Source organism: Myroides odoratimimus (assembly GCF_038039805.1).
Lineage (GTDB): Bacteria > Bacteroidota > Bacteroidia > Flavobacteriales > Flavobacteriaceae > Flavobacterium > Flavobacterium odoratimimum_B.
Genome location: NZ_JBBPHK010000022.1, coordinates 38,553 through 57,854, shown reverse-complemented (window position 1 = coordinate 57,854; position 19,302 = coordinate 38,553). Strand labels below are relative to the sequence as shown.

The window sequence follows — 19,302 nt, the reverse complement described above, 5'->3', positions numbered from 1 at the left end:
TGTGAAGATGTGAAGATGTGAAGATGTGAAGATGTGAAGATGTGAAGATGTGAAGGTGTGAAGGTGTGAAGGTGTGAAGATGTGAAGATGTGAAGGTGTGAAGGTGTGAAATCGCTGTTTCCTGTTTCCTGTTTTCTGTTCCCCGTTTCCTGTTCCCCGTTTCCTGCTTCCCGTTCCCTGTTTCCTGTTCCCCGTTCCCTGTTCCCCGTTCCCCGTTTCCTATGAGACGCAAAATATTGATGTTTCTAACTTATCTAGGTTCATAATCAAGAAAATTCTTAATTCTTAATTCTTAATTCTTAATTCTTAATTACTTAAACTCCTCTAGATAATCCAGTGTATTCATTAGTTGATACTTAGGACTGCGCTCTAACCACATATTAAAGAAGGCCGTATGCGTTCCTCCCATTAAGATAAATACGCGATCATCTTTCGTCAGTGGGATCTGATTTAAATTAGAATACATAACCAAATTACGGTGATAAAATTTAGCAGCTTCATCTGCTCCTTCTGAGTTACCAGGGCTAGAGATATGAGTCAACATATCAGCATTCAGATTAATCAAAGCATCGAATACTTCTTTTTTATTATTAAAATAAAGCATTTGCCTCACATCTCTCATCTCTTTTTCTCCTTCGTCTAATACTTTAAAACAAGCCGCCATATAATCATCATATAATTGCTTATCATTGTACCTTCCTACTTTTTGTGCTATCATATAGTTATACCCTTCCTTGTAATCAATGCCGTAGAATTTCTTAGTCCCTGCTAACCTACCTAATTCATAAGCTAATAGCTCAACTTCGTTTGGATTCTCAAACTTCATCTGTGGGTCTTTTACATAAGCTTGGAAAGCGGTGTTTAGTTCTTCATCATGTTTAGCTAACTGCTCTACTATGATAACAGTTGGTTTAAAAGCAGCCAAAGCTCTAGCTACCTCGTGTACCATCGCTTTATTATTAGCATTGTGTTCATCGAACTCTGTAGTAGTCGCATCAGGTGTATATCCCATGTGAAAAGTTCCCATATTCAGTACTGGTATAGGGTATTCTGACTTTAGATTATCGTTTACCTGAGCATTGGCTATTTGCCCTCCCATTAAACATATTGCTAATAAACTGAATAATTTAGTTTTCATAATTGTTTGTTTTTTTGCGATGTCGTGAAGTGTATTCTCCCGACTTGCCTATTTCTAGTTTCTTTAAATATTCTTTTAATTACAGAACAAAGATGAAATAGTAAGCGCTTTCTCTTTTTACTTTTTCGACCAACACTCTATTTTATCCGATGAACCCCCTTTACTAGAAAGGGAAGTTTTAATAGCTTTACAAAAAACAATACTTATGAAGACAGTAGAGGTTTTATCCATCCAAAAAGAAAGAAAACTACACCTATTCTTATGGTTATTCATCATCTATATTTACTATGTTCACTTAGATTATAATGCTCCATATTTAGTTAGTTTTACTGATTTTTCTATTCTAAGTAATACCACTGCGATCATCTTCGTTAGCGTTTTTTATTTTCACTATCTCTACGTCATGCCACGAGTGATGAAATCGTTCACTTGGAAAAGAGTCTTGCTAGGGTGGCTATCTTCTTATCTCTTTTTCTTAGTGATAAGAGCTTTTATAGAACAAGGTGTCATATTGTGGATATGGGGCGTACAGAATTATTACCCTGGTACTCCAGTATTATTTTACATTTTTGACAACTTATACTTTAGTCTAATTCCTATTCTTTCTTCTACCATCACCTTTATAATCATCTATTTAATTCGCAGTTTACAACTAAATCAAATCATACAGCAGGAAAAGAATGATACCGAATTGCGCTTCTTAAAGTCTCAGATAAATCCTCATTTTATCTTTAATACACTAAATAATATCTATTCTTTAGTTTATCAAAAGTCTGAACAGGCTCTCCCTGCTATCGATAAAATGAGTCAACTCATGCGGTATATGACTTATGAAACAGATACAGATCACATAGAACTACAAAAAGAAATCAATTATCTACAAGACTTTATTGACTTAGAAAAAATGCGCATTGCGGGTGAGACACACATAGTATTGAGCATTGATATAGACAATCCTCAGCTACTTATCCCTCCTCTATTACTATTGCCTTTCATAGAGAACGGCTTTAAACATGGAATATTGACAGATCAAGAACACCCTTTTACAATTACGATTAAACAGCACAATAATCTACTTGAAATACATACTCTGAACAAAGCTAATAATTATAACAAGGATAAGACTAAGGGAATAGGTCTAGCCAATATCCGCAAACGCTTAGATTTACAATTTCCGAATAAACATACTTTGAATATTACAGAAGAAGAAAATATCTTTACTTGCCAACTATCTATTGAATTATGAGTACTATCCGATGCTATATACTAGATGATGAGCCCTTAGCGGTAGCCTTACTAAGCGATTATGTACAGAAGTCTCCTCAGCTAGAGCTAGTCGGGAGTTCTACCTCTGCATTAACAGCTTTAACTGAATTACAACAACTAGACGTAGACCTGTGCTTCATCGATATACAAATGCCTGAACTAACAGGGTTGCAAATCATGAATCTACTGGGGAGAAAGGCTTACTTCATCATCACCTCAGCGTATAACCAATATGCATTAGAAGGGTATGAGCATAATGTAATCGATTATCTATTAAAGCCGATTACCTATGAGCGTTTTTTTAAAAGCATACAGAAGGCTTCTCCCATTATACAACAGAATAATATAGTGACAACTCCTCCAAAAATAGATCAAGAGAATCAATTATTTATCAAAACAGATGGTAAGCATATCAAAGTACTCTTTAATGATTTAAAGTACATAGAAGGGTTAAAAGATTATTTGGTATTACATCTCGTGAACGAACGTCTTATCACACTATGTACGTTAAAGGAGATGGAAGATAAGTTACCTAGTCACCTATTTATCCGTGTACATAAGTCCTTTATTATTAACAAACAACACTTAGACACTATAGAGCGTAATAGATTATATATAGATAAGACCATCATCCCCATAGGAGAAACTTATAAAAAAACTGTGCTTACACAGCTAATTAGAGAATAAAATAGATCTATAAAATCACTTGTATCAAGTGGAATTGACCATTGAGATAAATAAACGTCAGATTCGTATTTCTCCATTTTTTATTCAACGCAGAGGCAGAGTCTATCCCTAATACCAAAATTGGATACTTTGCCATACGCCACTCATTACAGTTATTAAAGTACTGCTCTAACTCCTTGACCTCAGCGAAACTAAAGGGAGCACTACTTTCTGACCTAATGTAATAGTCCTCTTTTTTTGCACCTTTGATCGTTTTAAGGTATTTCTCTATAGTCTTCTTATTACTTTCTAAAAATGCTGTAGGAACCAATGAATTAGTCACTTGCTCAGTGTAGTCAAAGCTGTAATAAGAAGTATAACTATGCTTTAATAGGTTGTCTACAGTAGGATTCGTTAATAATTCGCCATGAACAAAATCATTAAAAACAGCTTCTAAATCCGTAAAGTAATAATACTGACCATCTGTTCCCTGAAACATAATTGTATTCTTGTGCTCCTCAGGGTTTTCACTCATCTTATAGTTATATAAATCGATAGACTTATCGCCAATATCGAAGTTTTCTATTAACACTTTATTCTCTTTAGTCAGCAGTACAGTCTCGCCTCCTACTAAGCTATAGTGATTACATCCACTATGATTTCCTTCATCCCAATACTGTCTTTTAGCATTCTTAAGTCCGAGTACCAATCCATTATTACTCTTCGCTAACGCACTGTAAATAGCAGGAATAGCCACATTCCCTTTCGCATCGAACATCCCCTCTAGATTAGTCTCCCGATTCACAAAACGAATGAGTCCCTCCTGTTCACAGTCAAAAGTATTATCAAATACATATAGACTATCGCGACCTACTTTAGTCCCGTCTTTTAACAAATAATAACTATCATACTTGCCATTGAGTTCTTCATATACAGCAGCGATATCATCAAATCGATAAGCAGTCATAAATGGACTGAAACGTGGAGCAATCATTACTTCACCTTGGCTATTTTTATAACCTAATAGCTCTTCACTCTCATTGTAAAAAGTTGTCCAAGTATCCTTAGTTTGTCCATGAATAACAAAGCTGAATAGCAATACTGCAAATATAATTAGTCTCTCCATACTGCTTTCAAACTTAGCGATTAAATAGATTATTTCATATACCGAAAGCACAAAAAAAGGGTCTATATTTTATTGTTTCTTACTTCTCGAAATAACACTGATATATCTGATAAATCAGATTAGGTCAAATATAAAAAAAGCTAAAGTGCAAACCTTTAAGCTTTCAGACAAATAAATAGAAATATTGAAGGTATTCAATCTTTTACTTCAACACCTATATTATTATCGCCAGTTTTTGATTTAGACTTCCCTTAAATCAGCGATAGCGTTTTATTATCAATTATAGAGGTACCCCTACTCCATAATATTTAGTCCATATTCAATATACATACTTTCTAAACGATGAATGAAAGAAGTACAATAAGTCTATAGTAGGACAAAAACTACTCTAAGCCCTTTATAGTCCTACTATTGTCCAATAATTGTCCTAGAGTACACTATGAATACCCAATATCACTAGGATATAGAGCAATACACGATTATAAAGCAACTGACTAAAAAAACAATAAACAACTAAAAATCAATACTTTATAACAAAAAGTATTTCAAACAAAATTAGCTATTTTTTACTTTTTAGAGCTCGATAGGCTGTAAAGAGAGGAAATTGTAGTAAAAAAGGGGATAAAAAAGAGCGTGAATCTAAAAAAAATAGACTCAGAAAAGGAATTTTAGAAAAAAAAGATTGTTTTTTTAAATGTTGATGAATGAGTTATCGTATAAAACTGATTCACACTATAAGGATAGAATATTCTAGAGTAAAGATGAATCTATAACAATCAAAAAAAAAGGCTACATCTCTGTAGCCTTTATCCTTTTTAGGAACACTTTGTTGCAATACTTGTCACTGTTAGTAAGATGTATATGAAAAAGAAATCGACAAATACTTGATATTTCGTGTTTCAAAAAAAAATCAAAATTTTAAGTTTTTAGGTTAGTGCAATCTATAAAATAATATTAGGTTATCACTGGCCAAAAGCTAATGGTATTCAAACATTTACTAATATCCTCTTCTCACCTCCTTTGAATTACAATGATAATACCCTTAACTCTTCATCGCGTACAGTTATTACTTGAGTATTAGCTAACAATATTAAAGGCAATTTATCTTTATATTCTTGATATACTTGTTCTGCTACTGCTGTAAAAGGTTCACATCCATAATGTACTAAAGGATACTGGTCTATCATCCCCAGCGCCTTATAATCTGTCAGCTTAGGAGCAAATGATTTGTCGTCCATCACTTCTATATACTGGATATTAGGGGACATGACTACACTACCTGCAGAAGTACCTATGTATAACTTTCCATTAGACACTTGTTCTTTAATCAACTGATCAGCACCTGTTTCTTTTAATATTTGTAACAAATAGAAAGAATTACCTCCTGAAACAAAGATATAATCATTAGCAGTGATCTTTTCTTTTATTACGTTATTACTTGCTGTACTCAACTCTAATACATCTACAATAATCCCTAAATTTTCGAAAGCTCTTTTGTCATTCTCTACATGACCTACATAATCTTCTACTATACTCGCAGTAGGTATGAAGGTTACCTTTTTTCCTTTTACCTCCTCGCCTGCAAAGTCACTAAATAGACTAACAACATCACAGAATGAAGAACTTAAAAACATCTTTATCACACTACAAATTATTAAAAATAGATAAGACTAATTTACAATTCTTACCAATACACTTTTGCGATTAATTATAGCTATTTAGAGAAGGAGAAGTACAAGCATGTACAAGTAATAACTTACTTCTTCTTCGAACGATTGTATTCTTTTATAATTTCGATCTCTTGCTCTGCGATATCTACAGGCATTAATTCTAATCTTGTAACAATAGATAAGCCTATATTTTGTACTTTAATTCGCATGAAATATTCATACCCTTTCTCTATTTTTAACTCTGTCCATACTCGCCCATTTGTATCAGCTATATACCGATGCACTCCATAATCTTTGACCTGATAAGAGAAATAGTCATTACTTTTAATAGTCGCGACATCATTTCCCATTCCATCAAATACTTTCTCTGAGTTCAATGAATAAGATCCTTTACCTCTGTAGAAAGTAATGTATGCACAGTCTACATTATCTCCTAAATACTTTTTACGAGATAAGTGGTCTATCTTCTTACTTTTTCCTTCTGCTTGTTCTGTTAGCAAATTCTCATTGCGATAAACATTCGTTTTTATTCTATAACAATTACTTCCAAAAGTAGTAGGCATCTTTACTTCAGTAACTTGCAATATATTCCCTCCTATTTTAGCTGCTTGTATCTGAGCATCTAATAAAACTAATTGATAATCACAAGCATAAACATTTGTAATCCCAGAATCCCCTACATTCACAGTCCCTATAAAAGTAGATCCTTTAGGTATAGAGTCTTTCATTAGATATACGCTCACCTCTTTGGCATTAACTATAGGTGCTTGTTTAGCCCCTACTCTTTTAACATTAATAGATGTACCACATCCTACTAATAACAAACAACTTAACAATAAAAAGTAAAACTTCCTCATTTTTTATAATTAACATAATTAACTATTCGCTAAGTTAAGTGGATAATGGCTATTAGACTAGTGTTCTAAAGGGATATTACATCACTCCATTCTACTTTAACACAAGTAAGACAAAAGATTTTACAATGTATCCTACTATAGTTTAATAGAGTACTTATTTAAGAACTTTCATTAATAAAACCCAAAAAAACAAATATTGTAAAACACAATCTATTCTATATACAATACATTAGTATAGTTCCAACTCTAACTGAGAAGAAGTACTCCTCTCTTTATGCTCTAAATCTAATAAATACTTCTTGCGCCAAATACCTCCTCTATACCCTGTTAATCCTCCATCTGAGCCTATCACCCGATGACATGGTATCAATATCGCTATTCGATTCATTCCATTTGCATTGGCTACAGCTCTGATACTCTTAGGGATTTTTAGATAGTCCGACTGTTCTTTATAAGTACGTGTTTCTCCATAAGGGATAGTTAGTAATCCATTCCATACTTGTTGTTGAAATGTAGTTCCTACTAGATCTAAGGCAACACTAAAAGTAATCAGCTCTCCTTCAAAGTACTTCATTAACTCCGCTTTCAACTGTGTTATATGTTTATTCTCTCCTTGTAATATAACTGCATTATTTACTTTACAAAGCCTGTCATACTCTTTCTCTAATCCATCTATATCAGCAAATTCTAGTAAGCAAATTCCCTTATCTGTAGCACAGACCACGATAGTACCGATAGGAGTTTCTAGTTTTTGTAAATCTATAGTGTATGGTTCTGTGCTTTGTTTCATTTCGAATAGACTTTATTTAAGTCTACTAAGATAATCATCTATTTTGTACATTTTTATTCGCTTATCTATCTTTATAAAATAAAATAGGTTCCGAGAAACAACTGGAACCTATTTATCACTGACTTAGTAATCAAGTCAATTATAAAGAAATTTACTAGCCAATTAAATGAGTAAATAGTGCTTCATTATCATTTAAATATTGATAATTAAAATTACGTTCCTCTAATTGTTTAATTAGAGAATCATAATCGAGTCTATTGGCTAATTCGATACCAACTACAGCTGGCCCACGTTCTCTATTATTTTTCTTAGCGAACTGAAAGTAAGTGATGTCATCATTCTCCCCTAGTACCTCATTCACAAACTCCTTTAGCGCACCTGGTCTCTGTGGAAAGTTAACTATGAAATAGTGTTTCAATCCCTCGTATAATAGCGATCGTTCTTTAATCTCTTCTGTTCTCGTAATGTCGTTATTACTTCCACTGATGACACAGACTACCTTTTTATCTACTAATTTATCTTTATACAGATCAAGAGCAGCTATACTCAGTGCTCCAGCAGGTTCTACTACTAAAGCTTCCTCGTTATAAAGTTTGAGAATAGTAGTACATACCTTACCTTCAGGTATCGAGATGACTTCATACAAATTCTCTCTACAAATTTTGAAGGTCAGATCACCTACTCTCTTCACTGCTGCACCATCGACAAAGGTGTCTACTGTTTTAAGCATTGTATTTTTATTTTCGCGAAGAGAAGTCTGCATAGACGCAGCTCCTGCTGGTTCTACACCGATAATCTTCGTGTTAGGACTTAGCTGTCTAAATACTGTACTTACGCCTGCTGCTAGCCCTCCACCTCCTATAGGCACGAATACATAGTCAATAAATTCCGTCATAGACTGTAACACTTCTAACCCCACTGTCCCCTGCCCAGAGATGACTTCTTCATCGTCGAAAGGGTGAATAAAAACGGCATGATGTTCTGTACAATATTGACTCGCCTCTGCAAAACAAGCGTCAAATGTATCTCCTTTTAGAACAATCTCTACCTTGTCTTTTCCAAATAAGCGAACTTGATTTATCTTTTGCTTAGGGGTGGTAATTGGCATAAATATCGTTGCCTGTATTCCTAATTGACAACACGAATAGGCTACTCCCTGCGCATGATTACCTGCGCTGGCACACACTACCCCTCCAGACTTTTGGTCTGGAGTAAGTGTTGTGATTTTATTATAGGCTCCTCTTAATTTATATGATCTGACTGGCTGTAAATCTTCTCTTTTCAGATAGACTTCAGCCTGATATAGCTCACTGAGATTGAGGTTCTTTATCAGTGGAGTCTGCACGGCGACTCGAGCTATATTCTGTTGTGCTTGATATACTTTAGTGATTAGGCTCATACATTGGATGGTCTTAGTTTGCGCACTTCAGCACCTGCTTGCCACAGTTCGCTTTCTCTTAATTCTTTTAATTCCTCTTCTAGCTTCGCTCTGTAATCTTTCTTACTATTAGCTGTAATTACGATTTCTGCTTCTTTACCAGAGGCAACACTTTCGTACAACTCCTTAAACACGGGTTTAGTAGCATCTCTAAACTTATCTTTCCAGTCTAGAGCTCCTCGCTGTGCAGTAGTAGAACAGTTAGCATACATCCAGTCCATTCCGTTCTCTGCTACTAGAGGCATTAAACTCTGTGTCAGTTCTTCTACTGTCTCATTAAAGGCTTCGCTAGGTGTATGTCCTTTTTCTCTAAGCACATTATACTGCGCTTCAAAGATACCTGCGATAGCCCCCATTAGTACTCCTCTCTCTCCTGTTAGGTCACTATAAGCCTCTTTTTCGAAAGTCGTTTCAAACATATAACCTGACCCAATAGCAATCCCTACTGCTAGAGCGCGTTCTTCTGCTCTACCTGTAGCATCTTGAAAGATAGCGTAACTCGAATTCAGCCCACATCCCTTTAAAAATAGTGTGCGCAATGATGTGCCTGATCCTTTAGGGGCTACTAAAAATACATCTACATCTTTAGGCGGTACTACATTTGTTTTTTCGTGAAAAGCAACGCCAAAACCATGCGAAAAATACAAAGCTTTACCTGCTGTAAGATTAGCTTTAACAGTATCCCAAGTATGGATTTGCCCTGCATCAGATAATAAATTCATCACGATAGTCCCACGTCTGCACGCCTCATCAATATCAAATAAGTCTTTACCTTCTACCCATCCATCTGCTACTGCCTTATTCCAACTGTCTGAATCCTTGCGCTGACCTACAATGACATTGAATTTGTTATCTCTTAAGTTTTGTGCTTGTCCTGGTCCTTGTACACCATAGCCGATTACAGCTAATACTTCATTTTTTAATACTTCTCTAGCTTTATCTAGTGAAAACTCTTCTCTAGTTACTACGTTCTCTACTGTTCCTCCGAAATTAATTTGTCCCATAATGTATTGTTTTTTTTGTGATTTTATTTTTTTGTGATTTTGTGAAATCGTTTTTTTTGTATTGTCACGGATTGTAAATCCACGCCATCAAAGTCACTATAAGAAGTTCTTGTTTCTTATTTTCTTCTTTCTCTATTCTATTTCTAATTTTTGGTTGCCTATGTTCTTATCGCATAGGTTTAGTAATCGCTACTCTACCAGATCGGGTAAATTCTAAGATACCAAAGTCTGATAACTGTGTGAACAGATTCTCTATCTCCTCTATATATCCAGTCTTTTCTATCGCGATAAAATCTTTATCTACAGATAATATACGCGCTTGACTCTCTCGAATGATTTGCTCAACCTCGCGATTAGAAAGCAGATCTGTCTTCACTTTATACAGTGCTAATTCCTGATAAATAATATCTTCATTCTTATGTGCAAAAACGTTAAACACCTCTACTAATCGCTCTAATTGTCCGATTAGTTTTTCTATTTGTGCTTGCGAACTTTTAAACACCACTGTATATTTAAAGACCTGCTTAATCTCAGACTCTGATACAGTCAAACTATCGATATTAATATGTCTTCGTGTAAACACATTCGTGATTCTGGTCAGCATCCCTACGCTATTCTCTGTGAATACGGATAAGGTAAATTCTTGTTCTGTCATCATCGCTATTTTTTAATTTAATAAAACTTCTGATACACTAGCACCAGTCGGAATCATAGGGAATACATTCTCTTCTTTTTCTACCACCACCTCTAGTAAATAAGCACTAGGGTGAGCTAGCATTTCTTCTAACGCTTGTTTTAGATCACTAGCTTGCTCCACTTTATTTCCTTTTATATTATACGATTGGGCTATACCTACAAAGTTTGGATTACTCATTTCGGTAAAACTATATCTCTTCTCAAAAAACAGCTGTTGCCACTGTCTTACCATTCCCAAGAAACTATTGTTCAGTATAATCACCTTCACTGCAATATCACTTTGCATAATCGTCCCTAACTCTTGTATATTCATCTGAAAACCAGCATCTCCTGCTATAGCAATGACAGTCTGTTTAGGATTGCCTAATTTCGCACCAATTGCAGCAGGTAAGGCAAATCCCATCGTACCTAATCCACCAGAAGTTATATTAGTTTTCTTCTCATTATACTGATAGTTGCGAGCGGTCACCATCTGATGTTGCCCGACATCGGTCACTACAGTTACCTCTCCATGGGTCAATTCAGTCAATAACTTCACGACATCCTCCATCATAATCTTCTCCATCGCTACTTCTACTTTCTGCTTCAGCAATTGCTCTTGCTCATATTCCTTTCCTTGCACAAACTCAGCTAACCAATTCGCATGAGTCTTTGGCTCTACAAGGCCTAGTAATGTTTTTAATGCCGTCTTAGCATCACTGTGTATAGGGACTTTAGCAGGTATGATCTTGTTTAACTCAGCTGCATCTATATCAATGTGAATTACCTTAGCCTGCTTAGCATAGCGAGATACATCTCCCGTCACTCTATCGTCAAATCGCATTCCGATAGCGATTAATACATCGCATTCGTTCGTTTTGACATTTGCTGCATAGTCTCCATGCATTCCTAGCATTCCACAAAAATTAGGATGTGTATTCGGCAAAGCACCTAACCCTAATAAAGTAGAAGCAGTAGGGATACCCGTTTTTTCAACAAAGTCTTTTAACTCCTGTTCGGCATTAGCCAATACAATACCCTGTCCTACTAACAGATATGGTTTCTCTGCTTGGTTAATCAAATCCGCTGCTCGTATAAAATCTGCCAAATCAGGCTGTGGTATAGGAAAATAGCTTCTCACATTGAAACACTGTTGGTATTCAAAAGAAGTCATTTCGAACTGCGCATCTTTCGTAATATCAATCACTACTGGCCCAGGTCTTCCTGACTTAGCAAGGTAAAATGCCTTCGCAATAGTAGGAGCGATCTCTGATGCCTTAGTCACCTGATAATTCCACTTGGTAATAGGCATAGAAATACCGATCACATCTGTCTCTTGAAAGGCATCCGTTCCTAATAGTTTAGAAGCTACCTGTCCTATGATACACACCACAGGTGTTGAATCAATATAAGCATCTGCTAACCCTGTAATCAAATTAGTTGCCCCTGGCCCTGAAGTAGCAAAGACTACTCCTACTTTTCCAGAAGCTCTGGCAAATCCTTGTGCTGCGTGTATTGCTCCTTGTTCATGACGTACTAAAATGTGTTCTAACTCATCCATCTTATCATAAAGTGCGTCATAAATAGGCATTATGGCCCCACCTGGGTACCCAAATATTGTCTCTACTTCTTCACACAACAAAGAAGATATTACTGCTTGTGCTCCTGTTATTTGTTCTTGTTGCATAATTTGTGTTTTTATGTATTCGTTTATTTGTGAGGTTTGTGAGGTTGTGAAGTTGCTTATTTGTGAAACTGTGAAATCGATGTTCTTGTTTTCTGTTTCTCGTTCCCTGTTTCTCGTTCCTTGTTTTCTGTTCCCTGTTTTCTGTTCCCTGTTCCCTGTTTCCTGTTTCCTGTTTCCTGTTTCCTGTTTTCTGTTCCCTGTTTTCTGTTCCCTGTTTCCTGTTCCCCAACCATCTGTGAACAAAACATTCTTAAATTTAAATCCCTAATTATCAGAAGGATAAATATTCTTAATTTTATCTGTGATACACCCCTCTGATGCATCCGCTACACAGCTCAGATATTTATAGAGTACCCCTTTCGTACTTTTGGGATTAGGCTTAGTCCACTTTTTTCTACGCAAATCCAGTTCTTCTTTATCTACTAATAATTCTAACTTCCTCTGTTCTACATCGATACTAATCATATCGCCATTCTGAACTAAAGCTATGGTTCCTCCATCATAAGCCTCTGGAGTTATATGCCCAACTACGAACCCATGCGTTCCTCCAGAGAATCGACCATCCGTGATAAGAGCAACACTATTCCCTAAACCAGCCCCCATAATTGCGGAAGTAGGTTTTAACATCTCTGGCATTCCTGGGCCTCCCTTAGGACCACAGTATCGGATAACGATTACTTCTCCTGGTTGTACTTCCTTAGCAGACACACTTGCGATAACTGCATACTCATCATCGAATACTCTAGCAGGACCTCGAAAGAAGTTTCCTTCCTTTCCACTAATCTTAGCTACACTGCCTTTTTCAGCAAGATTGCCATAGAGAAATTGTAAGTGTCCACTTTCCTTAATGGGAGTAGTGATATCCACAATAATATCTTGATCTTTAGTCAAGTCTTTTGCTAAGCTTAGATTTTCTCTTACTGTCTTTCCCGTTACTGTAAGACAATCTCCATGTAGCAATCCTTTCTCTAATAGATGTTTCATAATAGCAGGTACACCACCTATTTTGTGCAAATCTTCCATAAGGTACTTTCCACTTGGCTTAAGATCAGCTAAGACAGGGACTCTATCACTAATCTCCTGAAAGTCCTTTAGTGTTATCTCAATGTCTACAGCGTGTGCCATAGCGATTAAGTGAAGTACAGCATTCGTAGATCCGCCTAACGTGATTACCATTGTCATCGCATTCTCAAATGCTTCTCTAGTCATAATATCTTTAGGTTTGATATCTAACTCAAGTAACTTCCTCAAGGCCTTACCTGCTTCTAAGCACTCTTCTCTCTTTTCCTTACTCAGCGCGGGATAAGACGAACTATTAGGTAAACTCATGCCTAACGCTTCTATCGCTGATGCCATGGTATTGGCTGTGTACATCCCACCACAAGCTCCTGCTCCTGGGCAAGCATTCTTAATCACTCCTTTGTAGTCTTCGTCCGAAATAGTATTGCTAAACTTCTTGCCTAGCGCCTCAAAGGCAGAGACGATATTTAGTGATTCGCCTTTGTACTTGCCAGAGTGAATACTTCCACCATATACCATAATTGAAGGTCTATTTAGTCTTCCCATGGCAATAATAGCGCCTGGCATATTCTTATCACATCCAGGAATAGCAATAACGGAATCATACCACTGAGCATTAACCACTGTCTCAATAGAGTCTGCTATGATATCACGTGATACGAGCGAGTATTTCATCCCCTCTGTTCCGTTCGAAATACCGTCACTCACTCCGATCGTATTAAAAATAAGTCCTACTAAATCGCTTTGTTTTACGCCCTCTTTGACATACTTCGCTAAATCATTTAAGTGCATATTACAAGTATTACCCTCATACCCCATGCTCACGATACCTACCTGTGCCTTATCCAGGTCCTCTTCAGTCAGTCCGATACCGTACAACATTGCTTGTGCCGCAGGCTGTGTTTGGTCTTGTGTGATTACTCTACTGTACTTGTTTAATACATTCATATCTATGTTTTTTGGTTAATTATATATCCTTGATAGCGAAACGACTAGAGAAGTTCAATTACAAAATACTATAACAAAAAAAGCCTCCCGATAACGGGAGGCTTCAAATATTCTTTATCTCTAGATAGAAAAAATTAGCATAGCAGCTCCCGTGCAAATGTGTTAATCACAATTACAATAATTAGGACCACTAGAATGTTTACTAAATTTTTCATTTTGTTTCAGTTCTATGGTTCAAAGATATAAATTGATTTAACACAACCAAACAACAAAAACCACTTTACTCAATATTTTAATCAAAAAATAGACAGTTTTACAGAATAAAAAACAAACAAATTCAGTATAAAATATAAAAAAAACATTACCACCAACATCACCTATAATTTTTTTTAACAAATAATAGTATTTAATCTATCAAAAACAGTTTCTATAAACCAGGTCAAGTCTTACCACGACTAGCTTAATAGCTAAAAGTATTTTTTGCTTAAAAAAGATGTATTTCACTCTATTTTCATCTAAAAATAACCAAAAAAGGATCTATTTAGTTCAAAAATCAAATAACTAAAGTCATCTCTTTTTTTTAGTAAAAAAACTTCAAAAAAATTTTAATTAATACTATTTTTAGTTCTATAAATACCTCAAAAAAGCAAAAAGGACACCTGTGAAAGTGTCCTTTTTCTTCTTATTCTGTCAGATTATTATTCATCTAAAACTATTTTTCCTAAAAAAGCATGATCTACATTAATAAAGATTGTGTTTAATTTCTTCTCACTTTTAGATAATCTTTTATTATAAATTACTGTTTCTAAAGCTCCATATACTTGTTCCTCCATAATTCTACTCCAAAAAACGATCAAAGTATTCTCAGACGTATTCTCCATTCTAAAACCATATAACTCTTGTATTTGTTGTAATTTTATGTCTAATGCTGATGTGCTAGATAATGGAGGAAACTGTTCAAATCGATCGTCTATATTCCAATCTAACTTCCATGTCCAATAATTTATAGGAACATTACAACTAGAATGTATAGAAACTAGACTATCCTCTTTAAAATACAATAACTGTATAGGTTTGGTCAAAACATATTGTTTGTCTTTCTCTACAAGAGACGAATAACTTATAAACTGTTCTTGTGTACTAATGAGAAACTGTGAGTCTTCAGGGTATTGCTCCTTTAACCTGATTAAAGATTCATCATAATCCTTTTGAGAAAATACTTCTAACTCTTGTATTCCCACTAATCTTAATACAATAGTTTCTGAGAAGACTACTCCAAGAGTGATTATAAAGCCTATCATGATTAAAATAAAGTACCTCTTTTTCATTATGCTTATTTTACTATTTTTAAACGTCTCACCAATCTTTTTATTTCATAATCAATACAGGTTCTTTACGTTAAAACAGATAATAGGCTAACACTACTTTATTTCTTCATCGCTTCTGCTTTTAAATCTAAAGGCATTTTTTCGATAGCATAGCGCAATGTCGTTCTAGACATTACTACCTTATACTGCATAATGAATTCATATACTTCAGCCTGATGTGACTTACTAGCCTCTTTTAGCATCCAACCTGTTCCTTTCTGTACTAGGTCATCCTCATCTTTCATTAACAAGATTGCTAATTCAAATACTTTCTCTAAGTACAATCCTTTCCTAGCAGGCACTACTAGACTTACAGCTGCACCTCTACGCATCCAACGATTAGGTGAAGTCGTCCATAAGGTCAACTGTTCTATCTCTAAAGGATATTTTATGAATAAAGGCCCAATAGTAGAACAGCAGAGCGTATCACAATCTGCCCAGCTTTGAACATACTTATTCAACCACAGACCAAAGTACTTCATATCTGTAGCTTCGTAGTGACGGTGTAATCGCTTTGTTATTATACAAGCGATATAAGCCTCTTCAAAATAAAATGATTTCCACAATTCTTGACATAGTGAGTATATTTCTTCTTTAGGTTTTGTTTTAAGGTCATTAAATAGTTCTTTTCCTATCTTATTTAAGATCTCTTTAGACACACCATACTCCTTAGGTTGCTCATCTCCTTTAAAGAAACGAGAAGAGACCACTATGTTTTGTGGATCTACATAGTCTTGTAGTGTTTGACGTATATCAGATAATAACTCTTTCATTACAGATTATTTATAAACGAAAGATATTCTATTTTCAAAAACTAATCTTGATTTACACTGCGAAATATTCGCACAAAAAAAGCCCACTTATTTAGTGGGCTAATATATTATCTAAAAATCATACAGTTGGACACAGCATGTGCATATAATTTGCCTTCTGCATCTAGTAATTCACATTCTAAGTAAGCTGTAGTACGTCCTTTGTGGATAATCTTCGTCTTTGTAGTTAAAGGAGGAGTATCAGCAGTTATTCTTCTCAAAAAATTTACTTTTAAATCTAATGAGGTAAAGCTTTCTCCGATCTCTAGGGTACTCAATAAAGAACACCCTATTGCTGAATCTAACACTGTACTAATGATACCTCCATGTACACTCCCTATTGGGTTATAATGAAATTCTTCTCCTTTTAACTCAAATACTACCTGTCCTTTCTCTACAGAAACTACTCTAGACGATATTGTCTCTTGTATAGGTGCCATAGGTAAATTACCTTCTAATACCTGCATTAGAAACTCATATCCATTTAACTTCTTTGCTTCTTCTAAAGTTTTATTAGGGTCTTCCCAAGAGAAAGTACGTGTTCTATTGATGCTCATAATTTTAGTTTTTAGATTAGTTTAGAGCTAAAAGTACTAAATCCTAAAAACAGAAACACTATCTCCCCTTTGAAATAGCCATTTTAAAAGCTAAAAATAACAATACACTTCCCATAAACCACTTCTGTACTTTTACCCATAAAGGTTGTCTCTGAAAAAAAGAAGCCATCTTAGCTGCAAATAATACGATTAAGAAGTTATTGATAAAGCTAACTAGTAATTGAGTAGTTCCTAACGTTAAACTCTGTAACAATACAGATCCATAAGCTGGCTTAATAAACTGGGGAAACAAAGAAAGATAAAATACCGCTACCTTTGGATTCAAGACATTCGTCAAAAAACCTATTGAGAATAACTTATTTGGAGAATCTACTTTAACGCTTTGTTCTACATCAAATATATTCTTTGCATTAGGTTTTAACGCCTGAAATGCCAAATACACTAAGTACAATGCACCTGTCCACTTCAGTATAGCATAGGCATAAGGTATGGTAAACAATATAGCCGTCAGCCCAAAAGACACTAATATAATATGAAATAGAAAACCGCAGATCACTCCCATTAGAGAGATAAACCCAGCTCTTTTGCCTTGTGATAATGTTCTCGTAATAAGGTATAACATATTTGGCCCAGGAGTAATAGCCAAAACTACTGCCGCTATTGCAAACAGCATTAAATCGTGTAGTGGAATCATAAATAGTAGTTGGTTTAGTCAAGTCAAATGTAATTTTTTTCTCTTGATAGATAAGTTTTCAAATTACTTTTTTCCCTTTTATTTCAACATGTATTTACAACACCCCCATTTCCTTTCTACTATTCTTGTTCTATATTAACAGTCTTTAGGTTTTGCAATTGTCTAGCTAATAAACCTATCTGTTTAATCTTTCCCTCTAATTGTACATCCCAAGGCAAGCCAAAACACAACCGCATGGAATTGTTATACTGATCTTGTAAAGTGAACATTCGTCCAGGTGCTATACTTATCCCTTTCTTCATCGCCAAATCATACAAAGCGATAGTATCAACCTCTTCACTAAACTCTATCCACAAAGACAATCCGCCCTGTGGTTGGCTAATCTTAATATTCTTAGGAAAACTCTGCTGAATAACTCTAGCATAGTTCTGATAATTCTGATATAGCTTTCTTCTTAATTTTCGCAAGTGCTTATCATATTTCCCAGACCTTAAGAAATTAGCCACAGCTTCTTGTTCTAAGGAAGAGGAAGAGATAGACTGTATCAGTTTGATATTTTGCACTTTATCTTTATACTTGCCAGGTGCTACCCACCCTACTCTAAATCCGGGTGCTAGTGTTTTAGAGATAGAACTACACCACAATACATTTCCTGTCTTATCGAATGTCTTGCAACAAGTAGGTCGATGCCCTGTAAAACATAAATCCCCATAGACATCATCTTCTATCAAAGGAATATCGTGCTGTGCCAATAGCTCTACCACTTCTTTTTTATTCTCATCAGGCATACAGCTCCCTACAGGAGTATTGTAGTTTGAGATTAAAATACAAATATCTATTTCTGAGACCACCTCTCTTAGCGCTTCTACTTTTATTCCTGTATTAGGATTAGTCGGTAATTCAAACACCTTTAATCCCAATCCTAAAGCTAATTGTAGAATACCAGGATAACAAGGACTTTCTATTGCAACAGTATCTCCTGGTTTACTCAATGCTGTCAGACAAAGAGCTACAGCATTCATCCCTCCATTTGTAGTGATTAAGTCTTCTTCATGAAGATTAGCTCCCCAACCCGAAGATCGCAAAGCAATCATTCTCCTAAGATTAGCGTTGCCTTCTAAACGTTCGTATTGTACCCCACCAGTAGGCAAGTCTCTAGTGGCTTGCACAATTTCTTTCTTTAGTTTAGCAATCGGTAACATATCTCCATACGCCACCGTATAAGATAGTAATAAGAGATCTTCTCTACCTATATTAGCATATACTCGTTGTAGAATATCATTAGGTTCACAGTGATTCGCTAATAAAATGGGATTACTCTCCTCAGGAAGAGGCAAGTTCTTATAACTTAGTTTACTCACAAAATAACCACTCTGAGGTTTCGAATAAATCAAAGACAGGGATTCTAACTCTAAGAAAACACGTCTTGCCGTATTCATACTAATCTCATATTCTGCGCATAACCCACGCAAGGAAGGTAACTTCTCTCCTTCTCTAATATTTCCACTTCTAATCTGAGAAGCTATATTCTCTGCAATCTCACTATACAAAAAGGTTTTGCTCATATTCATCTACTAACTGTGCCCA

General features: G+C 35.4%; 17 protein-coding genes. 2 read left to right on the top strand and 15 right to left on the bottom strand.

Going from position 1 to position 19,302, the window contains the following annotated elements; all coding sequences use genetic code 11:
• Positions 1-310 precede the first annotated feature (310 nt).
• Positions 311-1,138 (bottom strand): DUF5694 domain-containing protein, encoded by an 828-nt coding sequence (locus tag AABL85_RS14470; protein ID WP_341310606.1) that lies wholly within the window; start codon positions 1,136-1,138, stop codon positions 311-313.
• Between the two features lie 205 nt (positions 1,139-1,343).
• Here AABL85_RS14470 and AABL85_RS14465 point away from each other — a divergent pair, with 205 nt between their 5' ends.
• Positions 1,344-2,384 carry a sensor histidine kinase gene (locus tag AABL85_RS14465; protein ID WP_341310605.1) on the top strand — a complete coding sequence of 347 codons (1,041 nt, stop codon included), beginning with the start codon at positions 1,344-1,346 and terminating at the stop codon, positions 2,382-2,384.
• Positions 2,381-3,091: a LytTR family DNA-binding domain-containing protein gene (locus tag AABL85_RS14460; RefSeq protein WP_341310604.1), complete on the top strand. Its 711-nt coding sequence runs from the start codon at positions 2,381-2,383 to the stop codon at positions 3,089-3,091. The genes AABL85_RS14465 and AABL85_RS14460 overlap by 4 nt, the downstream gene beginning before the upstream one ends.
• A 7-nt stretch (positions 3,092-3,098) precedes the next feature.
• On the opposite strand, the gene AABL85_RS14455 is transcribed toward AABL85_RS14460, so the two are convergent.
• From AABL85_RS14455 to AABL85_RS14390, 14 genes are all read right to left on the bottom strand, one after another.
• Positions 3,099-4,196, bottom strand: a complete 1,098-nt coding sequence (locus AABL85_RS14455) for a hypothetical protein (protein WP_341310603.1) — start codon at positions 4,194-4,196, stop codon at positions 3,099-3,101.
• A gap of 1,025 nt (positions 4,197-5,221) precedes the next feature.
• Positions 5,222-5,830, bottom strand: a complete 609-nt coding sequence (locus tag AABL85_RS14450) for a Type 1 glutamine amidotransferase-like domain-containing protein (RefSeq protein WP_341310607.1) — start codon at positions 5,828-5,830, stop codon at positions 5,222-5,224.
• A 122-nt stretch (positions 5,831-5,952) separates the two neighbouring features.
• Entirely contained in the window at positions 5,953-6,723 is a 771-nt protein-coding gene (locus AABL85_RS14445) for a hypothetical protein (protein WP_341310602.1), read from the bottom strand.
• 229 nt (positions 6,724-6,952) lie between these two features.
• On the bottom strand, positions 6,953-7,513 hold the full coding sequence (locus AABL85_RS14440) for a methylated-DNA--[protein]-cysteine S-methyltransferase (RefSeq protein ID WP_341310601.1): 561 nt from the start codon (positions 7,511-7,513) through the stop codon (positions 6,953-6,955).
• Positions 7,514-7,667: 154 nt separating this feature from the next.
• Positions 7,668-8,912 carry a threonine ammonia-lyase IlvA gene (gene ilvA / locus AABL85_RS14435; RefSeq protein ID WP_341310600.1) on the bottom strand — a complete coding sequence of 415 codons (1,245 nt, stop codon included), beginning with the start codon at positions 8,910-8,912 and terminating at the stop codon, positions 7,668-7,670.
• The gene (gene ilvC, locus AABL85_RS14430) at positions 8,909-9,955 is read right to left on the bottom strand and encodes a ketol-acid reductoisomerase (protein WP_341310599.1); all 1,047 of its coding nucleotides are present in this window, start codon (positions 9,953-9,955) and stop codon (positions 8,909-8,911) included. Before ilvC ends, ilvA begins: the two co-directional genes overlap by 4 nt.
• Before the next feature lie 166 nt (positions 9,956-10,121).
• A complete protein-coding gene (gene ilvN / locus AABL85_RS14425; protein ID WP_341310598.1) occupies positions 10,122-10,613 on the bottom strand; it encodes an acetolactate synthase small subunit in 492 nt (163 codons plus the stop codon).
• A gap of 9 nt (positions 10,614-10,622) precedes the next feature.
• Positions 10,623-12,317, bottom strand: coding sequence for a biosynthetic-type acetolactate synthase large subunit (ilvB, locus tag AABL85_RS14420; protein ID WP_341310597.1), 1,695 nt, complete (start codon positions 12,315-12,317; stop codon positions 10,623-10,625).
• Positions 12,318-12,581: 264 nt separating this feature from the next.
• Entirely contained in the window at positions 12,582-14,285 is a 1,704-nt protein-coding gene (gene ilvD / locus AABL85_RS14415) for a dihydroxy-acid dehydratase (RefSeq protein ID WP_341310596.1), read from the bottom strand.
• A gap of 698 nt (positions 14,286-14,983) precedes the next feature.
• On the bottom strand, positions 14,984-15,613 hold the full coding sequence (locus AABL85_RS14410; RefSeq protein WP_341310595.1) for a hypothetical protein: 630 nt from the start codon (positions 15,611-15,613) through the stop codon (positions 14,984-14,986).
• 98 nt (positions 15,614-15,711) lie between these two features.
• A complete protein-coding gene (locus AABL85_RS14405) occupies positions 15,712-16,425 on the bottom strand; it encodes a DNA alkylation repair protein (RefSeq protein ID WP_341310594.1) in 714 nt (237 codons plus the stop codon).
• Between the two features lie 107 nt (positions 16,426-16,532).
• Positions 16,533-17,021 carry a PaaI family thioesterase gene (locus AABL85_RS14400; protein WP_286432674.1) on the bottom strand — a complete coding sequence of 163 codons (489 nt, stop codon included), beginning with the start codon at positions 17,019-17,021 and terminating at the stop codon, positions 16,533-16,535.
• 58 nt (positions 17,022-17,079) lie between these two features.
• Positions 17,080-17,715 carry a LysE family translocator gene (locus tag AABL85_RS14395; protein ID WP_341310593.1) on the bottom strand — a complete coding sequence of 212 codons (636 nt, stop codon included), beginning with the start codon at positions 17,713-17,715 and terminating at the stop codon, positions 17,080-17,082.
• Positions 17,716-17,834: 119 nt separating this feature from the next.
• Entirely contained in the window at positions 17,835-19,286 is a 1,452-nt protein-coding gene (locus tag AABL85_RS14390; RefSeq protein ID WP_341310592.1) for a PLP-dependent aminotransferase family protein, read from the bottom strand.
• Positions 19,287-19,302 lie beyond the last annotated feature (16 nt).

What these genes read in the sequence shown, in the direction of transcription:
- AABL85_RS14470 (WP_341310606.1), bottom strand. Translation starts at nt 1,138, where the DNA reads ATGAAAACTAAATTATTCAGTTTATTAGCAATATGTTTAATGGGAGGG.
- AABL85_RS14465 (WP_341310605.1), top strand. Translation starts at nt 1,344, where the DNA reads ATGAAGACAGTAGAGGTTTTATCCATCCAAAAAGAAAGAAAACTACAC.
- AABL85_RS14460 (WP_341310604.1), top strand. Translation starts at nt 2,381, where the DNA reads ATGAGTACTATCCGATGCTATATACTAGATGATGAGCCCTTAGCGGTA.
- AABL85_RS14455 (WP_341310603.1), bottom strand. Translation starts at nt 4,196, where the DNA reads ATGGAGAGACTAATTATATTTGCAGTATTGCTATTCAGCTTTGTTATT.
- AABL85_RS14450 (WP_341310607.1), bottom strand. Translation starts at nt 5,830, where the DNA reads ATGTTTTTAAGTTCTTCATTCTGTGATGTTGTTAGTCTATTTAGTGAC.
- AABL85_RS14445 (WP_341310602.1), bottom strand. Translation starts at nt 6,723, where the DNA reads ATGAGGAAGTTTTACTTTTTATTGTTAAGTTGTTTGTTATTAGTAGGA.
- AABL85_RS14440 (WP_341310601.1), bottom strand. Translation starts at nt 7,513, where the DNA reads ATGAAACAAAGCACAGAACCATACACTATAGATTTACAAAAACTAGAA.
- ilvA (WP_341310600.1), bottom strand. Translation starts at nt 8,912, where the DNA reads ATGAGCCTAATCACTAAAGTATATCAAGCACAACAGAATATAGCTCGA.
- ilvC (WP_341310599.1), bottom strand. Translation starts at nt 9,955, where the DNA reads ATGGGACAAATTAATTTCGGAGGAACAGTAGAGAACGTAGTAACTAGA.
- ilvN (WP_341310598.1), bottom strand. Translation starts at nt 10,613, where the DNA reads ATGATGACAGAACAAGAATTTACCTTATCCGTATTCACAGAGAATAGC.
- ilvB (WP_341310597.1), bottom strand. Translation starts at nt 12,317, where the DNA reads ATGCAACAAGAACAAATAACAGGAGCACAAGCAGTAATATCTTCTTTG.
- ilvD (WP_341310596.1), bottom strand. Translation starts at nt 14,285, where the DNA reads ATGAATGTATTAAACAAGTACAGTAGAGTAATCACACAAGACCAAACA.
- AABL85_RS14410 (WP_341310595.1), bottom strand. Translation starts at nt 15,613, where the DNA reads ATGAAAAAGAGGTACTTTATTTTAATCATGATAGGCTTTATAATCACT.
- AABL85_RS14405 (WP_341310594.1), bottom strand. Translation starts at nt 16,425, where the DNA reads ATGAAAGAGTTATTATCTGATATACGTCAAACACTACAAGACTATGTA.
- AABL85_RS14400 (WP_286432674.1), bottom strand. Translation starts at nt 17,021, where the DNA reads ATGAGCATCAATAGAACACGTACTTTCTCTTGGGAAGACCCTAATAAA.
- AABL85_RS14395 (WP_341310593.1), bottom strand. Translation starts at nt 17,715, where the DNA reads ATGATTCCACTACACGATTTAATGCTGTTTGCAATAGCGGCAGTAGTT.
- AABL85_RS14390 (WP_341310592.1), bottom strand. Translation starts at nt 19,286, where the DNA reads ATGAATATGAGCAAAACCTTTTTGTATAGTGAGATTGCAGAGAATATA.